General features: G+C 48.6%; 15 protein-coding genes. 9 read left to right on the forward strand and 6 right to left on the reverse strand.

The features are described from left to right. Window position 1: 1 nt before the first annotated feature. From J0A67_RS01230 to J0A67_RS01245, 4 genes are all read right to left on the reverse strand, one after another. The gene (locus J0A67_RS01230) at window positions 2-868 is read right to left on the reverse strand and encodes a hypothetical protein (RefSeq protein ID WP_206567451.1); all 867 of its coding nucleotides are present in this window, start codon (window positions 866-868) and stop codon (window positions 2-4) included. After that, the gene (locus J0A67_RS01235; RefSeq protein WP_206567452.1) at window positions 840-1,790 is read right to left on the reverse strand and encodes a Smr/MutS family protein; all 951 of its coding nucleotides are present in this window, start codon (window positions 1,788-1,790) and stop codon (window positions 840-842) included. The genes J0A67_RS01230 and J0A67_RS01235 overlap by 29 nt, the downstream gene beginning before the upstream one ends. Next, window positions 1,787-3,085 (reverse strand): cryptochrome/photolyase family protein, encoded by a 1,299-nt coding sequence (locus J0A67_RS01240; RefSeq protein ID WP_206567453.1) that lies wholly within the window; start codon window positions 3,083-3,085, stop codon window positions 1,787-1,789. Before J0A67_RS01240 ends, J0A67_RS01235 begins: the two co-directional genes overlap by 4 nt. 156 nt (window positions 3,086-3,241) lie before the next feature. Then, window positions 3,242-7,813, reverse strand: coding sequence for a translocation/assembly module TamB domain-containing protein (locus tag J0A67_RS01245; RefSeq protein ID WP_241265032.1), 4,572 nt, complete (start codon window positions 7,811-7,813; stop codon window positions 3,242-3,244). A 29-nt stretch (window positions 7,814-7,842) separates the two neighbouring features. On the opposite strand from J0A67_RS01245, the gene tsaD reads away from it, so the two are divergent. From tsaD to J0A67_RS01275, 6 genes are all read left to right on the forward strand, one after another. Beyond that, on the forward strand, window positions 7,843-8,856 hold the full coding sequence (tsaD, locus tag J0A67_RS01250) for a tRNA (adenosine(37)-N6)-threonylcarbamoyltransferase complex transferase subunit TsaD (protein ID WP_206567454.1): 1,014 nt from the start codon (window positions 7,843-7,845) through the stop codon (window positions 8,854-8,856). Window position 8,857: 1 nt separating this feature from the next. After that, complete coding sequence (gene smpB, locus J0A67_RS01255; RefSeq protein WP_206567455.1) at window positions 8,858-9,325, forward strand: SsrA-binding protein; 468 nt, start codon at window positions 8,858-8,860, stop codon at window positions 9,323-9,325. Beyond that, on the forward strand, window positions 9,288-10,085 hold the full coding sequence (locus J0A67_RS01260) for a hypothetical protein (RefSeq protein WP_206567456.1): 798 nt from the start codon (window positions 9,288-9,290) through the stop codon (window positions 10,083-10,085). Before smpB ends, J0A67_RS01260 begins: the two co-directional genes overlap by 38 nt. 3 nt (window positions 10,086-10,088) lie before the next feature. After that, window positions 10,089-10,604 (forward strand): HNH endonuclease, encoded by a 516-nt coding sequence (locus J0A67_RS01265; RefSeq protein ID WP_206567457.1) that lies wholly within the window; start codon window positions 10,089-10,091, stop codon window positions 10,602-10,604. A gap of 484 nt (window positions 10,605-11,088) precedes the next feature. Then, complete coding sequence (locus tag J0A67_RS23265; protein ID WP_369075093.1) at window positions 11,089-11,454, forward strand: ion channel; 366 nt, start codon at window positions 11,089-11,091, stop codon at window positions 11,452-11,454. Between the two features lie 32 nt (window positions 11,455-11,486). Beyond that, complete coding sequence (locus J0A67_RS01275) at window positions 11,487-12,473, forward strand: bestrophin family protein (RefSeq protein ID WP_206567459.1); 987 nt, start codon at window positions 11,487-11,489, stop codon at window positions 12,471-12,473. A gap of 66 nt (window positions 12,474-12,539) precedes the next feature. On the opposite strand, the gene J0A67_RS01280 is transcribed toward J0A67_RS01275, so the two are convergent. Further along, window positions 12,540-13,511, reverse strand: a complete 972-nt coding sequence (locus J0A67_RS01280; RefSeq protein ID WP_206567460.1) for a tetratricopeptide repeat protein — start codon at window positions 13,509-13,511, stop codon at window positions 12,540-12,542. Between the two features lie 246 nt (window positions 13,512-13,757). Here J0A67_RS01280 and J0A67_RS01285 point away from each other — a divergent pair, with 246 nt between their 5' ends. After that, window positions 13,758-15,179, forward strand: coding sequence for a carbohydrate porin (locus J0A67_RS01285; RefSeq protein ID WP_206567461.1), 1,422 nt, complete (start codon window positions 13,758-13,760; stop codon window positions 15,177-15,179). Between the two features lie 292 nt (window positions 15,180-15,471). On the opposite strand, the gene J0A67_RS01290 is transcribed toward J0A67_RS01285, so the two are convergent. Beyond that, complete coding sequence (locus tag J0A67_RS01290) at window positions 15,472-17,082, reverse strand: amidohydrolase family protein (protein WP_206567462.1); 1,611 nt, start codon at window positions 17,080-17,082, stop codon at window positions 15,472-15,474. 378 nt (window positions 17,083-17,460) lie between these two features. On the opposite strand from J0A67_RS01290, the gene J0A67_RS01295 reads away from it, so the two are divergent. Together J0A67_RS01295 and J0A67_RS01300 are read left to right on the forward strand one after the other, a co-directional pair. Further along, window positions 17,461-18,963, forward strand: coding sequence for a calcineurin-like phosphoesterase C-terminal domain-containing protein (locus tag J0A67_RS01295; RefSeq protein ID WP_206567463.1), 1,503 nt, complete (start codon window positions 17,461-17,463; stop codon window positions 18,961-18,963). 223 nt (window positions 18,964-19,186) lie between these two features. After that, window positions 19,187-20,287, forward strand: a complete 1,101-nt coding sequence (locus J0A67_RS01300) for a hypothetical protein (RefSeq protein ID WP_206567464.1) — start codon at window positions 19,187-19,189, stop codon at window positions 20,285-20,287. Window positions 20,288-20,292 lie beyond the last annotated feature (5 nt).

Raw genomic sequence — 20,292 nt, forward strand, 5'->3', positions numbered from 1 at the left:
CCTAGACCATAATCTTGTTGAGCAGTTCAACAGCCTGTCTTTCGATCTCGGAGGACAGGCTTTTTTTCTCATCCTTAAGTTCCTTGATCCAGACCATGTACTTTTTGGAGATGTTGGTCTTTTCTGCCAAAAATCCCGAAAGCGCCTGGAATGCCAAATGGTTGGAGTACCAAGGTTTGAGGTTTTCCTTGAGCTGGTTGATTTCCTGATGAATTGAAGAGACAAAAATAGGGTTGAAGCCCAAGCCGATCAGCAGGTTTTCCAGCATGATGATCTTCCGGAGGCTCTCAAACAAATCCCGGAAGCCCTGACTTTGCAGCGGGATCTTCAGGTCATGGTGGAGAAAGCCAAGCTCTTCTTGTACGAATTGGTTGATGGCTGTATTGATCACCAGCGGCTTAATCCCGTTGCTGGATACTTGGGCCTTGACCAGGAAGTCATCCCAGCTTTTCAGCGAACTCCCGACCACCAAGTCAAAGGCTTCCTTTTGGATTTCTTTTTTTTGGCTTGAAAGATAGTCCTTGAAGCTGACATAGCTTTGTCCCAGTTGGGCTTCCCGCGCTTTGAGATGGCGCTCCACCAGCTTGATGTGGTGGGTTTTTCGCAGCGATTTTTTGAGCGGTTTGAAATCCAGGAAAAGATCCGAGCCTTTGCGCGTGTCATCAAAATGGACCTTACCCATGAGGTCGGTAAACAGCTCCAGAAACTCCAGCTTGGTCTGGAGCTCAATCGCCTTTTTGGACTTTATTTGTTTGCCGAGAGCCAAAAAAAGCGTTTTGGCCTCTTGGTGTTGCTGCTCAAAAATCCGATAAACCGGAGAAGTCTTCGCTTGCATTGGATCAGGAGATTCGTACCAAGGTAGCTCCATAGCCCCATTGGTCTTTCTGGGTGTCCTGAAAGTACTTAATATTTCCTAATTGGCTCAGACGCTTGTGGATTTCTTTTTTGAGGACCCCATTCCCCAGGCCATGGATGAAAGTGATCTCGTCCATGCCCGACGCAATGGCTTGATTGAGCTTGCTTTCGAAGGCCTCCAGCTGGATTCTCATCTTCTCGGAGTTGCTGAGTTTGCCTGGGTCGGCATGCAACTGCTCGATATGAAGATCGATTGAGCGGGAAGGTTTTACTGTTTTGATAGGTTCAGGCTTGGCGGCTATTTCCTTCAGTTCGGCATTCAGGCTCCGGATGTCCAGATCCTTTGTGGTCTGCTCCATGGCAAAGAGGTAGACGTTTTTCCCTAGGATGGGAGCTTTGCTTAAATGTTTGAAAAACTGCGTAGCCTTCATCTTCAGCTGACGCTCAAAAGGAGGAATGGCCTTTTCAAGTTTGTTTTGGATTGGGATGAAGCGAAGCAGGAATGCTGGCCATGCGTCCAGTTCCTTCAGCATTCTATCGTCGATTTTTTTGCTTTCACCCGGATTCAAAGTGCCGGCAAAGAGCGTACGCTGGTTGCCGCCATGGACTTCGGAAGCATGGGTCAGGTAGGGCTGGTGACTGTCGTTGATCAGATAGAGACTCAGGCTTTGGTCGTTGATAGGCAGGAATGCCAGATAGAGCCCTTGGTCTTTGGGTGCGGAGATCGGCAGCGGGCCATCCGCCTCTTTCGTGGCGTTGGCGTTTTCCCCGAAATAACTTTTTTCCGCTTCGGCGATGATGACCACTTCGGACTTGTGTGCCGGAATGATGAACCCATCCTCGATCTCTACTTCTATTCGGCCTCCAGAGGAGACTTTGCGTACTATGCCCTCTTCCCGTCCATGCAGTAATCTCACTCTATCTCCGATATTCATTTGTCCAGGGCTTTTTTGTAAGTGTCCAATGCTCTTTGTCTGGCAAATTTATAATCAACAATGGGTTTTGGATACTTATTTGTCTCTAATTCCGGAATCCATCTTTTGATGTACTCCTGATCTGGATCGAATTTCTCGGTTTGGGAGTCTGGATTGAAGATGCGGAAATAGGGTTGGGCATCGGTGCCTGTACCTGCAGCCCACTGCCAGCTGCCATTGTTTGCAGCCAAGTCGTAGTCCAACAGTTTCTGCGCAAAATAAGCCTCACCCCATCTCCAGTCGACCAGTAGGAACTTGGTGAGAAATGACGCCGTAATCATCCGCACGCGATTGTGCATGTAGCCCGTTTCGTTGAGTTCCCGCATGCCGGCATCCACGATGGGGAATCCCGTCTTGCCTTCACACCAAGCCTGAAAATCCTTTTCGTCGTTGTTCCAAGGGATTCGGTCATACTCGGGCTTGAAGGCATGGTCCACCACCCTCGGGTAATAGGCTAAGATGGTCATGTAAAATTCTCTCCAAATCAACTGATTGAGAAACGTCTCATTCAATTTAGAAGCCGCCTGGGCCAATTTTCTCACCGAGATCGTTCCGAAGCGCAAATGAATTCCCAGACGGGTAGTCCCCTTTTTGGCGGGAAAATTCCGGGTTTTGTCATAATCGCCAATCAGGCTTTTTTTGGCCGTTTTCGGAGGAATAGGGATGTGGGATTTTTTGAATCCCATTTCTTCGAGGGTGATTTCAGGTAGCGGTTTCGAAGGCATCAGGTTTTTCCACGCCGGAGTGCCGAGCTCCTGGGCTTTCCTTTGTTCGAACTTTTCAATCCAAACCCGTGAAAAGGGCGTGAACACCTTGTAGCATTCACCTGCGTTGTTCAGGACTTCTCCCGGCTCGAATATGACCTGGTCTTTGAAAGTCAGGAAGAGAACTCCCTTTTTTTTCAGAAGTTTTTCTACCCCTTGGTCTCTCTCCCGTGCGTAGGGCTCATAGTCGCGATTGGTGTAGACCGACTGGATGTCGTATTCGTTGGTCAATTCTGAAAAAACCTTCTCCGGGCTTCCGTACTTGAGCAGCAGGGAGCCTCCCTTTTTTTCAAGTTGGGACTTGATGGACAGAAGCTCAGAATGGATAAAATCGACGCGGGCATCCGCTCTTTCCTCCAGCTTGTCCAGGATGTTTCGGTCAAATATGAAGATGGGAAGCACGTCTTTCTCCTGCTGTAGGGCATAGAAAAGTCCCGTATTGTCTTCCAGTCGAAGATCCCTCCGAAACCAAAAAACGCTGATTTTTTTCATGAAGCTTTTTAGAGACAAAGTGGATTTAGACAGGGAATGTTTTGAAAAATCTCGTTTTCCCCGGGCTTGAAGCTTGGACAAGACAAGCAGGAAGACGAGTTTAAAGTTTGGTTTTCGTGAAAAGTCCAGTTTTAAGCTTTTCTCCAGAGGGTATTTTTACTGCTCCTCATCCAGACGCATGAAATTGTCGACATCGGGGATAGGTGGGGCTTTCCTTGGAGGAAGATCATTGAGGTCCAGAGGTTTCCATTGCTCGTCGCCTTGATACTCTCTCCTCAGAAAATCGTCAGTATCATTGACGTTCAATTGCTTTTCCTTCTTTCTGGTGATTTTTTGAAACAACTCGGAGAAGGAGTTAAAGGATACGTTTTGGGTGACTGATGCGCCGTAAGTGAGTACGTTTTGGGTCAGCGAAAGTGAAGTGAAGGTGTTATAGTTGTTTCGGTTGAATATCCGGAGCCGATAGACTCCATCTTCGGTGAGCATATATTCGGCCTGCCAGTCACCGATGACCGAGGCGGCGCTGGCATTGCCCTGGTTGTCCGTAAAGCCTCCGTCCCGCGAGACACGAAGTCTACCATCCAAAAAGGTATAAGCTACGCTCAGCTGGAAGTTTTCCAGGGTGTTTTGATCCAAAGTGGCCAAGTCGACATTTACTTCCAGGTTTTTGTCAAACTGGCCGATGAAGCTGTTTAACTGAGAGGACAAGAGACTTCCCAAGCTTGAAGAGATGGTGGCTACGCCGGAAAACTGTCCCTCGGGAGAGAAGTTTCGCGTCATGATCACCGAAAACACCTGCCTATTCATCTCCTGCTCATCGGCTGCTACACGACTTTGAAAGGCGGAGATCGTAGTCTGCACGTCTCCGCTGGATGGGAATTCAGAAAAATCAAAGGAAAAGCCTATGTCGGGGGAGAGCAGCTCGCCTTGGAGATCCATGAGTACTTTGAGCGGATATCTCCTTCGCATCTGGCTGTTTTCCGAAACCGAGGAAGAAGAGAGGAGAGGTTGGAGGGAGATGTTTTCCTCATATTCCGCTTTTAGGTTCATGACGCCTTGGTAAGGATCGCCAAACCAAGTGATCCGCCCACCGGGCTGTATGACAAATTGCCTTTTTACCACATTGTAAAGGGAGAAGTTATATTGTCCTTGGGTGATCTCGTAGTTGCCTGTGAGATTGAAGTTGCCTTGCGTGTCGATGTTCAAGGTCAATACCCCTCGTCCCCTAGCTTCGAGGCTTTCCTCCGTCTTTGGATCGATGATGATCTGTGCAAATGCATCGGGTGTGATGTCCAAGATGAAGTTCATTCTGACATTTTGGATATCGAGGCGGTTGATGTCGTCGGCAAGTTGCTTGATCCTAACGGTGTCCTGTATATTGATGATCTGGATGAATTCCTCTTGGTATTGGGTGTTGCTACTGGTCAGGGGGATGTAGATACGGGTGTTGGGCTGGGTGGTAGCGCGGGCGTTGATATCCAGGTTGGTGGTGCTGCCTTTGATCGCCAAGGTGCCTGTAGCGAAGGCAGTGCCGTAGAAGACTTCATTGTCCCTTGAGGTGGTGTTCATCACCTGGAAGTTGTTCAGATTGGAGTTGATGTCCAAGAAGATGTTTTTGAAGCCTTTGTGATTGAGTCCACCGGTGAAAGTCGCCCGGTTGCCGTTGACATCCCTCAGGACCAGATCCCGGAAGCTGATTTGTGTAGGCTGGAAAAGGATACTACCATCCGCGCGGTAAGTCGTGTTAAGGTAGTTGATGTGAAGTTTTCCCCCATCGATTCGTCCGCTGCCCAATACCTCAGGGGAGGTGACTGTGCCCCGCACTTGGAGATTGCCAGTGACGGTGCCGTCGAGATTGGTGATGTATTTGGAAAGAAAGGGCTCAAAGATCACCAGATTGGCTTCTGTCATTTTCGCTTCCAAATCCATGTTTTGGTAGGCAAGTTCGATGGATCCGCTGATGTCGATTTTCTTTTGTCCGTTGATTTCGTTCTCCAAGTTTAAGAGCAATTCGTTTTCCTGTAGGTCTGCGGTTCCCGAGATATTTCCGATGGGAAACTGATTGATTTCCGTATCGTCGATAAACAATTCTCCTTCGACCAGGGGCTGGTTGAACAGGTTTTTCAGGCGGAAAGCGCCATTTGCGGTACCCAAGAATTCCTGCGTCGTTACCGTGTTCAAAAAGTCTATGCCCACGTCATGGAAAAACAGGTCTAGGACTTCCTCTGGGTTTCGGCTGATCTTCCCGTCCACTCCCAGCCTTTGGTTTCCATGGAGGATGCTCATTTTGGTGAAAGAAATGTCCCCCTGGGAGATGAGGATCCGGTTTTCGGGATCAAAGTCCCAGTCTTTGTCCAGTACCCGCAACACGGAGGGCTTGAAGTGAAGACGCGTCCCGGTCGTGGAAAAGGTCGTTTCCGCATCGATTCTTGCCCGGCTCTGGGTAGAGTCTTGGTCCAAACTCAGCTTCAGGTCGAGGTTGTTTTGGTCCCAAATCGCTTCCAATCCGAGGTTGGCAAAGCCCAAGGTGTTGCCGATCTGCTGCTCTTTGGAATATATATAGAATGAGGCCAAGATATCAGCGCTGTTGATGATCTTCGACGTGTTGAAATCGATGTTGGTACCCAAGGCCGTATTGCCCTGGAAGCTGAGGGTGTCGATACTGGTGAAAAAGTTGAAGACGGTGTTTTCTGGGGTCTGGTAAAATGCCCCTTCCAAAATGGTGTTCTTGGAGATGGCAAGGTCAGGCTGGAACAGCTGGATGATAGGATTAAGATTTTGGAGGCGCACGTTGAGGTCAAGGTTGTAGCTCTCCGAAAAATTCTCTTCGAGATTGGCGATAGGCTGGGTTTCATTCAGCAAAATTGCCAAGTATTGTGAGCTGAGCATGTCCAGGTCTCTGAGCATCTGCTCGAGATCAAATTGCCCCGAGGCGGCCGCCACCAGATAGTCCGAGTTGACAGAAAGCGTGCGTGTACCTCCCGCAAAAAGGGACTGGAAAAAGAAGTCCCCGACGTCTAGGAAGCGGTCTTGGTAGCCCATCTTGATGTCGGTAAAGCGGGCGATTCCCTGAATGTCATCGAGATTGATACCCTTGGTGTCGATGTCCAATTTCCCGCTGACAAACATCGGCGTCTGAGCCAGATTGATGCTGTCGAGGAATAAAGAATCCACCTCCACCACCATGCGGACCGAGTCGACTGATTTTTCGAGATTGAGATAGCCGCTGGCCTGCGCTTTGAGATTGGGGTCGTTGATGGCAAGATTGCCGCGGAAGAGATTCAATCCGTACGTGGCGTCGGTTTGGATATCGGTGTAGGTGTAGTTTTTGATTCCAAATTTGGAAATATAGGCATCCAGATCTACGATGGCATTTTCTATGGAATTGCCCTTGAGGTCGACCCTACCATCCAGGCTGATTTTCTGGAGCAATTCCCTGTTTTCCGCCAGGATACCCAAGTCAAGATTGTCCACTTTAAGCCGGGAAACCACGGAAGGTGTTCCATTGACAAGATCAAAATTGACGCGCCCCTCTACGTCGCCGATGCTCGTTTTGAATTTTCCGTTGGTGATGAATCGATGAAGCAAACCCGTGAAATCCGCGTCCATCCGCACGAGGTTAAACTTGTTGACTTGCTTCTCCAGCTCCGGGCTCAGGTAAGGAGCGAGATCCCGCGCGGACACCACGGAGTTTTTCAGGGAAAGGTTGAGGTAGGTATTTTCGATGTCGGGCAGTCCGTCCATTTCAAATGAGCCAAAAAGTGCCGTCTTTTCCCCAATCCGGATCAGAAATTCCTCTGACTTCATGTCCGAGACTGGTCCTTTGACTTCACCGCTCAGGTAGATCTGGTCTTCAAAGACGGGCAGGGATGGGGCAAACAGGCGAAGGTCACGCAGGTCGATTTTGGTCTCATCCATGCGGGCGGTAAGCTGTACCTCATTGACAAAATCCGAATAGCCCTTTGGTCCGGTGAGATCTAGTCGGATGTAGTCTTTGATTTGGCTTCGCGCCGACTTGAGGTTGAGCTTGTCCAGTTCGATGAATTTTGGCGAGTAGGTCAGGCTGGTTTTGAGCTCTTGGATATCCAGTCCCGAGGTAGCCTCCACTCCGGACAGACGCTGGATGTCAATTCCTATTTCCGTGCCTTCCAGTCGAAAACTGGCAGCGCTGCCGGTGAGACCTTCGAATACCATCCTGTTGTAATCAAATCCCTCTATGATGGGCTCCTTGTTGGAGTTAACCAGGGAAAATTGGGTCTGGCGCAGCTCCACTTGGGTGATATAGAACTTCGCCTTGGTCGCAGTGGTACTCTTGGCGGTGAATAGGTCGCTGATCTCATCTACCCACCGGTTGATGTTCAGCACGGAGTCTCCCTTATGGACGAGCAGGTTGACTTGGGCGCGCTCCAGCCTGACCGCGTCGATGGTTGGATCTCCAGGGGGAATGAGGGACAGCAGGGCAAAGTCCGCGTAGAGCGTCTCGGCTCCGAGCATTACACTGTCCTGTGGGTCGCGGATGGTGACGTTTTGGAGCTCCAGCGCATCCCACCAGGTGAGCTTGATACGGCCGATTTCCGTGGTAAAGTTGGAGTTGGCGTTGAGATAACCGGTCAGACGGTCGACCATCCAATTTTGGACCGCTGTGATCTGCAGGGCTAGCGCCATCGTGATGACGAAAAGCATCAGGCTAAACACCACCCAGAGCAGCACTCGGAAAGCTTTATACAAAAAATCCGTAACTTTCGAGTTCTTTTCCAATGGGTACCAACGATATCTCTATACTAGCAATCGAATCCTCGTGTGACGAGACTTCTGCCTCCATTATAGTAAATGGCAAAGTACTCAATAATATTGTGGCCACACAATCAGTCCACGAAAAATATGGGGGTGTGGTTCCCGAGCTTGCCTCGCGCGCGCACCAGGAAAACCTCATTCCCGTCGTCCAGGAGGCCATTTCTTCTTCAGGCATCGCCAAGACACAGCTTTCGGCTGTGGCTTTTACCCGAGGTCCGGGACTCATGGGATCCCTACTGGTGGGCGTAAGTTTTGCCAAGGCATTTGCCCGCTCCTTGGACATCCCGCTCATCGACGTGAACCATATGCAGGCACACGTCTTGGCGCATTTCATCGAGGATCCCAAACCCGCTTTCCCATTTATTTGCCTCACGGTAAGCGGTGGGCATACGCAGTTGGTTTTGGTGAAAAGCCACCTCGAAATGGAGGTAGTCGGCGAAACCCAGGACGACGCAGTGGGGGAGGCTTTTGACAAGACTGCCAAGCTGCTTGGCCTACCCTACCCGGGAGGGCCGCTGGTGGACAAGTATGCCAAAGAAGGCAACCCAAAAGCATTCAAGTTTCCAGTGACCCGCATGCCGGGGCTGAATTATTCTTTCTCGGGAATCAAAACCGCGGTGCTGTACTTTCTTAGGGATCAGCTCCAGGAAAACCCGAAATTCATCGAGGAAAACCTGCCTGACCTGTGCGCCAGCATCCAATACACGCTGATTGAGATGCTGCTGATCAAGCTGAAGGAGGCCGTGAAACAATTTGCGGTCAAAGAGATCGCCATCGCCGGTGGAGTCTCCGCCAACTCGGGCCTGCGCAATACGCTGGCTGAGCTGGCCCGCCGAAAAGGCTGGAACCTCTACGTGCCAAAATTCGAATACTGCACTGACAACGCCGCCATGATCGCCATGGCGGCCCATTATAAGTACCTCAAGGGGGAGTTCGTCGGGCTCGACGTCACACCCTTGGCCAAAATGAAACTCTGATATGTCCAAGCCCAACCGCTTCGAGAAAATAGTCAACATCAAAAACAAGAAGGCTAGCTTTGAATTTGAGTTCATCGATACCTATGTGACTGGGGTGATGCTGACCGGCACCGAGATCAAATCCATCCGGGAAAGCAAAGTGTCGCTGACTGAGGCGTTTTGCATTTTTATGGACGGGGAGCTTTACATCCGGCAGATGCACATCTCGCCCTATAGTATGGCTGCCAGCTATAACCACGTGGCGGTGCGGGATCGTAAGCTCCTTTTGAAGAAAAAAGAATTGGAAAAGCTCGAAACTAAGTCGGCAGAGAAAGGTCTGGCAATCATTCCGGTTCGTATATTTATCAATGACCGTGGCTTGGCAAAAATGGAGATCGCGCTGGCCCGGGGAAAGAAAATCCACGATAAACGTCAGGACCTGAAGGAAAAAGATGCAAAAAGAGAGCTCCAGCGAATGGCCTTTGATTGATGCTTTTGGGATATGTCGTCAGACTGTCCTTCCTGTTTACCGCCAACCCACTTTTGATTCCGCCCTGGTTACCCAGCTGCTTTTCGGGGAATGCTACCAGATTAATGGCCTAACCTCAGACCGGCAATGGTTCCGAATCTACCACGAAGATACCGGTATAGGAGGTTGGGTTTGGGCCACACTCATCAAGGAGATAACGGGAGACGAATACCAAAAATTCCTCAGCAGGGATTTCCAAGTCGTCACCAGTCCCATTGCGGCGATCGAGTATCTTGGAGCCGCCCTCTACCTGCTTCCCGGCAGCCGTCTTCATTTTTCCGAGCTCGAGCTCTTCAACTGGCAGGATCACGTCGGCTTTACGGGCAATTCCCGCCCGGCGGTGGTCAAAGCCGAGAGGGAGACGCTGGTCGAGATTGGCCTCTGTTTTTTGAATGCGCCCTTTCAGGCGGGAGGCCGCAGTATCTTTGGGATCGACGAGGACCACGCCTTTGCCTTGATATTTTCAATCGGCGGCTACACTTGGAGATCGGGCAAAATTCCCGGCAAAAGTGTGGAGCCCGAAGCTGCACTTCCGGGTGATTTGTTTATTTTCAGGGACTTGGAAAAACAAAAGTCCCACTTTGGATTGTTTCTAGGTTCGGAGGAAATCCTCTGGCTCGACAATCGGATGAAGGTCTCCGACGTAGATGAGTGGGAGGATTTTTTGAGAAACAATACCGGGGATCGTGTCAGCATTGATACCCGGGCAATCATCACATAAACTATGGAAAAGCGCGTTTTGGTACTCAACTTGGATCACTCTCCGGTAGCTGTCGTGCCTGTCAACAAGGCCATTGTGCTCTGTCTCTTGGAAAAGGCCAACGTGCTCACGACTTATGAGCTACTCCGGATCCGTACCGTTAACCGCAGCTTCGAATACCCTGCCGTCATCCGCCTTAACCACTACAAAAACATCCCTTTTCGAGGTGTGCTGCTCAACCGCGTGAACCTTTTCCGTCGGGATAACGGCGAGTGCCAGTACTGCGGCAGCAAGCGGCACCTGACCATAGATCATATCGTGCCCAAATCCAAGGGTGGCAAGACCATCTGGACCAACCTGGTCACCGCCTGCAACCGCTGCAATGTGAACAAGGGAGACAAGACCCCAGAGCAGGCAGGGCTGGTATTGCGCTCAGAGCCTTTTAAGCCTTCCCTTTCCTATTTTCTTGCCGAATACGCCGAGCGCCAGGCTGAGGAGTGGCTGCCCTTTCTGCCCAGTCGGGTGAGGACGGATTGTTGAGGATGGGACGGTAGAAAAACCGTTGACATCATTTTCTGATGGCTTGCAAAAATCTCCGAAACGATTAATTTGAGACGGTTGTGGCCGGCATATGATATTCATCCTGAATGAATATACACGAAACTCAGCAAGAGAGAGGCTTATATAGATCTTATCGACGACCTTAAACAAACGTCAAACGTTCAAAAAATGGCAAAATCCAGAAAATATAATGAGCATTAAAAGCTTCTTAAATAAACGAAAGTATGAGCTTTTACTCATTATCCTAATCCAACGCCTATACACTGGAATCGTAGTTAGTGATATGCTTTTTTATCTAGAATTCTTTGGCCTATCAATATGGTAATCCTTGATTAGCCAAGTGTTGGAGTATTTATTGTGTAAGGTAAACTGAAAAATATAGTTAAATAATGTATTGATGGTTACTGTTATTGCTTTTCCTGTATTGCTTCCTTTTTTCAAAGATGTTTCAGAATTTATGCTTATGCTTAATTTACGCTTTTTGGTTTTCTTTTCCTTCATTTTTATAGAAGTTTTCAAATTCTTGATCAAACCCAGTTACATCGATATCTACATCATTTCAGCAGCAGGGTGTGGTCTTTTTCTATTGATTGAAACTTTTGTTTTTCTTTTTCAAATTTGGATTTATGCAGATCAAAGTTCTTTCAAAGGAATTGACTATTCAAGTCCGACGCATACTTTTATTGACTTGGTTTATTATTGCTCCATCATATTAACAACGATAGCCTATGGCGACATTACGCCCAGTGATCACTACAAAAGTGGTAGATTCACTGATTGTAATTACAGGTTGATTTTATTATGTTGTTTTGGTTGGTGTATTAATTAGTAAGTTTTCCAATCACTCAAATTCAAAAAATTATGCACATAGGAAATCATTATAAAATTTCAGAATTTTTACTGTGGACAAGACGAGATATTTATGTGTTATTGATAATAGCCGCTGTCCCAACTGTTTTATTTCAAGTGTTTGATTTAAAATGGATAGCTATTCCGTGGGTACCTGTCGCGTTAGTTGGAACGGCAGCAGCTTTTATTGTCGGTTTCAAAAACACCCAAACATACAATCGTTTATGGGAAGCAAGGCAAATTTGGGGAGCAATCGTAAACACTAGTCGGACTTGGGGCATCATGAGTAGAGATTTTGTAAAAGCAGATAAAGCTGATATAGAACAACTCATATACAGACATTGTGCATGGCTTACTGCCTTAAGACATCAATTACGAAAACCACAGGCTTGGGAAAATTCCAATAAGAAGCACAATATAGAATACCGAAACTATTACAAAGTGCCTGAATGGGAAAGTAAATTGGAAGACGATTTGAAAAAATATCTTTCAGATGAAGAACATAATTATACGGTTGTCAAAAAAAACAGAGCTACTCAATTGATTGCTTTGCAATCCAAACATCTTAGACAATTGAGAGAAGAGAGAAAAATTGAACATTACGAATATGTCGAAATGGAAAGACGTTTGGCAGACTTATACGACCATCAAGGAAAATGCGAACGAATTAAAAACTTTCCATACCCAAGGCAATTTGCAAGTATCAATCTATTTTTCGTTTGGCTTTTAGTTTTAATGCTCCCTTTTGGAATGCTCAATGAATTTCAAAAATTAGGAGAACATTTTGTTTGGCTTACCATTCCGTTTACAGTTGTCGTATCTTGGGTTTTTACATCTATGGAGAAAGTAGGTGAAGCAACCGAAAATCCGTTTGAAGGCGGTGCTAATGACATACCAATGGCTGCATTAAGCAGAACCATAGAAATTGATTTGAGAGAAATGATTGATGAGATAGAGTTGCCTGACCCTATTACAGCCAACAACAATATTTTAATGTAGTTTTGTAAGCCCCCCATAAAATTGCACCAGCCCAACTTGCTGGATGCTCTCAGATAGAATCAAAGCCTACTTTAACCTATCCAATTCCACCTCAGAGGCGATAAAGCCGAAGGCTGAGAAGTTTTTGCCTGCGACTACTTGCTGGAAAATCTCCTTGGCGCGGGTAGTGTCCCCCTGTATCAGATACCAGTTACCCACTCCATAGCCTTGGGTAGCCAATGCCAAGTCGGCATCGGCGCTTTCCGCATCGACGCTTAGCAATTCTTCGGCAGGCAAAAGACCTTTGTACATCTGAAGACGAAGGTAGTATGATTCGTTTTCGATGATTTCCATCCCTTCCGGAGAGATGAGTTCCAGCACTTGTTGGGCGTCCGCTTTCTTTCCGAGCTTTTGGTAGGACATGTAGAGCCAGTCGGCCGTGGCGCAGATCAGGTCGTCATTGTCCGACACGAGCATACACTGTTCGTAGGCCTTTGCGGCGCTTTCGAAGTTTCCCTGCAGGTAGTGGGCAAGGCCCAGATGATACCAGACGTTGAATTGGGTGGTGGAAAGAGGGATGTTAAGCTTGTTGGGAATGCCGTCGGGTTCGATTTCTAAGGGTTGTTGCGGCATCAGCGCCGCGGCTTTTTCGAAGTCAGCCGTAGCCTTTGCAAAATCCCGTGTGGTGAGGTAGCGATGGCCGCGGTGTCGGTATAGTTTGTAGGAATCCGGGAAATGCGTGAGTCCCTCCGTGAAAGTCTTGATTGCTTCGGCATAGTGATAGGCGTAGGCCTGCCGTCGCCCCAGCCAGATGTAATTTTCTTCCGTGGGATTGGATTCGAAGTTTGCCCTTGCGACTTGCAGGTTGCTGTCGAGCCTCGCCTGACTTTTTTCGCTGAGTTGGGGGATGGAAAAAAGCCGTCCGTCCAAGCCTCTAACAGTTGGTTCCGTGGCCACAGCTTCGCTGGTTTTTTCGGAAGTACATCCGGCCAAGATTAGTACAGCTAGCAGGAGAGAAGCTCGCAAGGCCGAGAGTAGAGTTGTATTCAAAAGATTCATCGCAGGAGAGCTTGATTGGACAGATTGTTTTGGAGATTGGTAAGATCGGATTTTTCGGAAAACTTCCGAGCATCTCGGTTCACGACGAGCCTCGGAGTAGACTTTCATCCCCTTTTCGCTCATTTTTTAAGAGGTCTTAGAATGCAAAAACGCTGGTTTCACCTAACGGATTTGGGCTGCATTCTTTTGGCTATCTGTTGAGTCTTATTTGGATATCGGTTATTTTTAATCATACTCCAGCCCAAGATGACTAGATTTTTTGCGTTTTGCCTTCGCATGTTGATTTTTCAAATGCTGGGCACGTTTTGCCAGGCACAAATTGCCTATCAGCGGGCGACCTATAAAAACTTCTACATCGGTACCTATGGGCGGGTGGGCGTTGACTGGTCCTTTGTAAACGAAGGCTCTATCGGTCGCCGTCTTAATCTAAACAACATGGGTAGCATAGGCGGCAGGATGGAGGAGCAGGACTATCTGGAGCTGGCCACGGGTATTGACTTTTCTCCGATGGTAAAGGGCGACAGCATGAACGTAACCGTGAATACCCGCTTTGCAGTCTGGTCCAACAGCCTTTCGCTCTTCGGCAACAGCACCACAAGCAGCCAAGGTGGGCTTACTTTTGCCATTCCGGAGCTCTATGTGGAGGCGAATGGCGTGGGAAAGAGGAACAATTTAAGTCTATGGGTAGGAAGCCGACTCTACCGGGGTGCGGATGTACATATAGCTGATCATTTTTATTTCAATGACCATTCGGGCCAGGGTTTTGGGGTGGAGTGGAAGAGTACCCGCTTTGCGACCCTCTTTGTATCTTCGACGGACACCTCGTCCACTGTACCGCCGTACTTTTACCTGAATATCAAAACGGGTACTCCCGCGCTGGCTTTGCGGCAAAGGACAGTGTTCGTGGCAGAGCAGGATAGAGTGCTCTCCGAAAATTCCAAACTTACCTTCCTAGGCGAATATCACCGAATGGGGAATCCAGATGCTAACGATTCCGTGCCCGACCTGGCTTACCCTGGCGATCATGGCTATGTGCTGGGCGCGAGATTTAACAGGATTTTGCCCAAGTTTCGCGTTGGTTCCTTCAATGATTTCACTCTCCGCTACGGCCGTGGTATCGCCAACGGAGGCGATGGAGGGGTGTCACGAACTTGGCTTACCTTTGGAGCGCCGGATCTGGCAAGCCAAAGCTTCCGCAATGCCTACAGTTGGTCGCTGGTAAACCACATCCTCTTGAATTTATCTGACCGCTTTTCGCTCAATGGATACCTGATCTACAACCGAAGCAAAGGCGCTGCCGACTCCGACGATATGGCGGAGACCTTCTTCGAAAAGGAAGTGTTTAACCGAAAGGAAGATTTCACCATCGGTAGCCGTGGCACTTGGTATATCAGCGATAATTTCCACCTGCTGTCAGAGCTACACTACTCACAAAGACGGGACGGCGAGCAGCCGCTAAATGCAATGGGTAAGCTCTCCATCGCTCCAGCCTTGTCCACTTCCGGCGAGCGCAGCGTCTGGGCACGTCCTCACCTTCGCTTTGTGTTTAGTCTGGCCCGCTACAACGAAAATGCTTCCAAGCAGCTATACAGTCCCTACCTGGAATTTGTTGGTGCCGAGCGCTGGGGATATTACATGGGGGTGAAGGGCGAGTGGTGGATTTTTTAGGGTTGGGTGTTCGAATTCTTCGGAGAAAGACCTTCGGAGCACAAAATATAAATAGGATAGGTGCGGTGGGCCGACGCAGCAGCGGGCCAGCGTTCGGCCTTGCGCGTGGAAGCTTTGCTGCGTCTTGACCTTTTGGTTCTTTTGGGTCAAGCCAAAAGAACGGAGAAAATGGTTGTTATTTAAAACGACACTTCGTCTATCTTATTCAGCCCGATTTAGCCAGCCCGGCGTTCACTTTGACGCGATATCGCATCGTTACTGTGAATATCAAAAATTCAAATTCCGAGCTCCGCTAAACCGGATAGTTTTCGATGACAAAAGCCTCTGCATTGTTGTAGCAGAAGTCGTCTACAAGTTTTTCCGCATCTTCCCTCGATTTGATGTGGGCGAGGTGTTTTGCCCCAGGGTTCTGGCGGGCTTTGTCGATCACTTCTACTAAGTCGTTTCCGAATTTCTCATATTCCAGTGCTGTCGGGTAAGCATTGACAGGATCGATCAATCCTTCAAAATCTGTCCCAAGAGTCAACGACTTCCAAATTTGGGGTTTTTGTATTTCTGTCAGATTTGGATTTTCATAGGCACTAAGCACGATTCCTTCGATGTTTTCCCAAATCAGCTGGATGCCATTGCGGGTGCTTGCCTTGTCTTTCCTGTCTTTTTTTGTGATTCCCAAGATCCGCTGGTCAAAGGAGATCCCAAACATGCCCCGTGTCTTGACGATCATCTCAATGTCCTCATCGCACATGTTGATATTCCAGGCATTGAATTTTCCGCTTTTCTTATCGCTGTAGTCGTCCTTTTCCTCTTTTTCGCAGCGGATGTGCTCTTCGAGAGACTCAATGCCGGAGTAGCCGCAATGGGAGGCAATGACGGGAATCCGGTCTCCTTTTTCCAGACATTCGTTGACCAGTTGGTAGTATTCCACTCTGGATTTGGCAGCCATATGCTTTACATCGATTAGGATACGATAGCCCAGCGCAGGATCTCGTTCATTTCGGGAATCCAATCCGAGAAACTCGCGAATGATGCGCTGTCCGTTTTCACTAAATCCGCCATTTATATTCTTACTCTGTTTCATCAGTATCTTTCCTTTGTCAGGAAGTGAGTGCGCATGGCCACAGAGGAGGTTGTCAAAGTGGTGGGAAAACGTAATGAAGAATATAGGCACTTCCCATTCTTGCTTAATCGATCTAACCCGGTTTGAGATCTCCTCGACCGTTTCGCAGCGGTCTGTCCCTACGGCATGAGCTCCCTCGATGGTGAGGACCATCGTGATTTCACTGTCATCTGCCAAAGAGGAGAGAAGTTCGGACCTGTTTCTTGGCACCCGGTAGCAGGCATTTTCGGCGACGTAGGATTTCGGGTCTGCTTTGGCTCTTTTTTCGGCCGCTTTATCATCCCCAAAAAGCGCCGAGGGCACGTGGATTTCATTTTTTTCGATCCTCTTGCCCGAGTCAAGTAAAACAAAATCTTTTTCACTGGTCAGTGCTTCCCAGTAGTCGTATTCTTCGGATTGGAAAAAGTCTATGATTTTGTCAGGAATCCGCATGAAGGCGGTTTGCAGGAGGTCTCTTCTCAGGCCGGAATGCCCCAACACTCCGCGTGCGGCAAAATGATACCACTTATCCTCCTTCACATTTGGGTCCATGCCGACGACAAACTGGCGTTCGAGCGGGTAGAGGGAATTGAAGGTCAGGCGTAGATTACCGTTCCAGCACTTGACCAGATCGATCTGGCTGTAGCTGGCACCCATCTTTCCCTTTTTCCTGTTCCTGGAGTTAGAGGCGATGACGGTCCAAGGACTGAATTCGCCTTTACGTTCGAATTTCTTCTGTTTTTCCTGCATATGGAAGTGTGCCCTCATGTGATTGTGGCAGTGCAGGTCTGAGAATTTCCGCTTCATGGGTTTTTTGTTGAAAATCAGTGAGACAAAGGTTAAAGACAGCCCGCTAAAAAACACGGCGGGTTTGGTGTTTTTGCCTGATGGTCAGTCGGTAAACACATTATAATTTCTAAATAAATCTCCTTAATATCAAAAAGCCAAAAATGCATTTTGCCGAGCAGTATGGATTAAGAAATTGAGAAGTTTGACGAATGGGCTTTTTGGTGTCGGCAGGCCCAGCGATTTTGGGGTGTAGGAAGCAGGATCTTTTGCTTTGCTTTCAAACCACAGCATATCGAAAGTCCAATGGGCAGCAGGAGAGACTTGCATCTCGTCAAGCCTCCAGCATGTCAAAACAGTATCGCAATTTTTAAACAACCAATAATCAATAACCAACCTATGTTCAAAAGAAGAGATTTTATCAAGAGTTTGGGCTTGAGCTCCGTAGCCTGGCTTGGGATGGGAGACGCTGTTTTAGCAGGAATCCAGAAGGAATTGCCGGTTTTGGATTTGCCATCCATGTTCAATCCGCTTCGGGTGCGGGGAAAGGTAAGTTCCGCTGGAAAGGGGATAGCGGGAGTGGCCGTATCCGACGGACGCATTGTCGCCAAAACGGACGCAAATGGTGACTTTGAGCTGATTTCAGGCAACGATAGGGATTTTGTCTTTGTGTCTATGCCGGCCGGATTCGAGCTTGCGAAGCAGGCCAATGGTTCGGCTTCTTTTTTTCAAAAAATTGACAAATCCAAAGCCGAGCAAACCTTTCAGTTTGATCTGAGAAAGTCCGCCAATCCGGACGAGAACCATCATTTTCTTCTCCTGTCAGACACCCAAATCCAGGATGATTACGATGCTGGCCAACTCCTGAACGTGGCTGCGCCGGACGTCCAAAAGACCATCGCCTCGCTCAATGATCCCAATCTCTTCGGAATAGGCTGCGGGGATTTGGTCTACGACAGACTGGAGTTGTTCAAGGAATACAACGAGTCGGTACAAAGCTACAACACGCCTTTCTTTCAGGTGGTGGGCAATCACGACCTGGACTTTGGCGGTAGATCCGATGCGACCACGACGGGTACTTTCAAGGGGCACTTTGGTCCGACTTATTACTCTTGGAACAGGGGAGAAGTCCACTACGTCGTATTGGACGATGTATTTTACCTCGGCCGGATAGGTGACGGGGCGAAGTACATCGGCCACATTCCAGAGGAGCAATTGGCTTGGCTGGAACAGGATTTGGCTTTGGTAGAAAAAGGCAAGACGGTGGTGATCTCTCTTCACATCCCCACCTATACAGGGGCGGTGACGCGCTATCCGGACCGGGACACGCTCGGCGGGACGGTTAGCAATCGAGAACATCTCTATCGCATGCTGGAAGGATATCAAGCGCATATCCTGTCAGGCCACACGCATTTCAACGACAACATGATCAGCGGCCATGTCTACGAACATTGCCATGGGACTGTCTGTGGAGCTTGGTGGTCAGGGCCGATCTGCTATGACGGCACGCCCAACGGCTATGCGATCTACGAGGCCAAAGGCTCCGAGCTGCGATGGCAATACAAGGGCACCGGCCTAGATATCAATGAGCAGTTTCGCGTTTACAAGACCGGATATCACAAAGACTTTCCAGACCAGATGGCCTTGAATTGTTGGAACTTCGATCCTGCATGGGAGCTCAGCTGGTATGAAGGTGGGATCAAAAAAGGAGCTCCGGAGAAAAGAGTCGCGTTTGATCCCTGGAGTGTGGAGCTGCACTCGGGGCCAAATCTCCCTTCGCGTAGAAGCTGGGTGGAACCGCAGTTGAACGACCACATGTTTTTTTTCAAACCAGAGTCTACGGACAATCTGGTCGTAGAGGCCAAAGACCGCTTTGGCAAGGTCTATTCCAAGCGGGTTTGAGGGACAGATGCCAAAATAGAAAGGGGATTGGGCTAAAGCTTGATCCCTTTTTGGCGAAAAAGCGAAAGGATTCGAGTGATAGCAAGTTGGGTTTTCGATCAGATGGGAGTTGATAGGCTTCGACGTTATTTTTGGTGAAAGCCAGTGTCCAAAATGTTTTCCGGCAACAACAAGCAGAGCTAAACTAAGGCCTCAAATCCTCAATTTTTCCTATATTCCTCGAATGAGGACTCTGTTAGTTTTCTTTTTTTGTATTTCCTTTTTGGCTCAGGAAGTTGCCGCACAAAGGGTGTTGCTACGACTGATTCCAGGGCAGAAAGCCGCTCTGGAGACGGAGTACCGCTACAAAGAGGTCTTTGACCACCGCATCAAAAAGTCTTCAATAGGGGAGGTTTTCGAGCGGGCTGGACACAAGCTGCCGGTGGTGATAGACGGAGATCTGGAGCAATCTGCCGCTCGGTTTTTCGAAGAGAGTATCCAGCCCAAGGACTCTGCCGAAAAAGAAATACAGGTTCGCATCTATAACATAGACTTATCCGAGGTCTTTAATCCGGAGACGAAGCTTTATGAAGGCCAATTGGAATTGGAGATCGGTTTTTTTGTCGTCGGCAGCTTCGATCCTGTCCATTTGCTGGACTACTCCGGCGCCATCCAGTACCAGCGATCCGGCTTCAGGATGAATAGAGTGGAGGAGGTGCTCAACCGTCTATTTTACAATTCTTTGGTTTATTTTGATGCCTGGATCAAGGGCCAGGCCCTCAGCAACCGCGCCTTGGCCAAGTCCTTTCGGTTGGATATAGTAGAGCCAGATCGAGTTTCCAAGGTGGACAAAGTATACTATGATCCCGATCGACCTTTGGTATGGAATGATTTCAAAGCTAGGCCCAACCCGGGCAGTAAAAACAATGCCACCATCTTTACCAGTTTTTCGCTGGGGGGCGTCTCGCTGATGGATTCAGGTTCGGTGGTTCAGACTTTGGAGATCAATGTGTACATGCTTCCCATGCAGTCTTGGGTCAAAGAGCCCAGTGCTTATGGGCTCAACCATGAGCAGCGTCACTTTGATGTCGTGCGCATTGTGGCGGATCGCCTGATCCACCGATTGGAAAATATGGATCTGAGTCTGGATTTCTATCAAGCCCAGATCAACGAAGCGTATTTGGATGCCTATCGCGAGATGAACCGGCTGCAGGAGCTGTACGAGCAGGGAGTCAACCATGGCCTTGACCTTGAAGGCCAAGCGCAATGGAATCAATGGATTGACGAGGCCTTGGCAGGGGATTGGAAGAGAATAGAAGGGCTATTGGCGGGTGTAAAACGGTGAGTTTG

Source organism: Algoriphagus aestuariicola (assembly GCF_017254835.1).
Taxonomy (GTDB): Bacteria; Bacteroidota; Bacteroidia; order Cytophagales; family Cyclobacteriaceae; genus Algoriphagus; species Algoriphagus aestuariicola.

Coding starts and splice junctions, on each gene's coding strand:
- J0A67_RS01230 (WP_206567451.1), bottom strand. CDS start 868: ATGGAGCTACCTTGGTACGAATCTCCTGATCCAATGCAAGCGAAGACT.
- smpB (WP_206567455.1), top strand. CDS start 8,858: ATGTCCAAGCCCAACCGCTTCGAGAAAATAGTCAACATCAAAAACAAG.
- J0A67_RS01300 (WP_206567464.1), top strand. CDS start 19,187: ATGAGGACTCTGTTAGTTTTCTTTTTTTGTATTTCCTTTTTGGCTCAG.
- J0A67_RS01235 (WP_206567452.1), bottom strand. CDS start 1,790: ATGAATATCGGAGATAGAGTGAGATTACTGCATGGACGGGAAGAGGGC.
- J0A67_RS01260 (WP_206567456.1), top strand. CDS start 9,288: ATGCAAAAAGAGAGCTCCAGCGAATGGCCTTTGATTGATGCTTTTGGG.
- J0A67_RS01290 (WP_206567462.1), bottom strand. CDS start 17,082: ATGAAGCGGAAATTCTCAGACCTGCACTGCCACAATCACATGAGGGCA.
- J0A67_RS01285 (WP_206567461.1), top strand. CDS start 13,758: ATGACTAGATTTTTTGCGTTTTGCCTTCGCATGTTGATTTTTCAAATG.
- tsaD (WP_206567454.1), top strand. CDS start 7,843: ATGGGTACCAACGATATCTCTATACTAGCAATCGAATCCTCGTGTGAC.
- J0A67_RS23265 (WP_369075093.1), top strand. CDS start 11,089: ATGCTTAATTTACGCTTTTTGGTTTTCTTTTCCTTCATTTTTATAGAA.
- J0A67_RS01280 (WP_206567460.1), bottom strand. CDS start 13,511: ATGAATCTTTTGAATACAACTCTACTCTCGGCCTTGCGAGCTTCTCTC.
- J0A67_RS01275 (WP_206567459.1), top strand. CDS start 11,487: ATGCACATAGGAAATCATTATAAAATTTCAGAATTTTTACTGTGGACA.
- J0A67_RS01240 (WP_206567453.1), bottom strand. CDS start 3,085: ATGAAAAAAATCAGCGTTTTTTGGTTTCGGAGGGATCTTCGACTGGAA.
- J0A67_RS01265 (WP_206567457.1), top strand. CDS start 10,089: ATGGAAAAGCGCGTTTTGGTACTCAACTTGGATCACTCTCCGGTAGCT.
- J0A67_RS01295 (WP_206567463.1), top strand. CDS start 17,461: ATGTTCAAAAGAAGAGATTTTATCAAGAGTTTGGGCTTGAGCTCCGTA.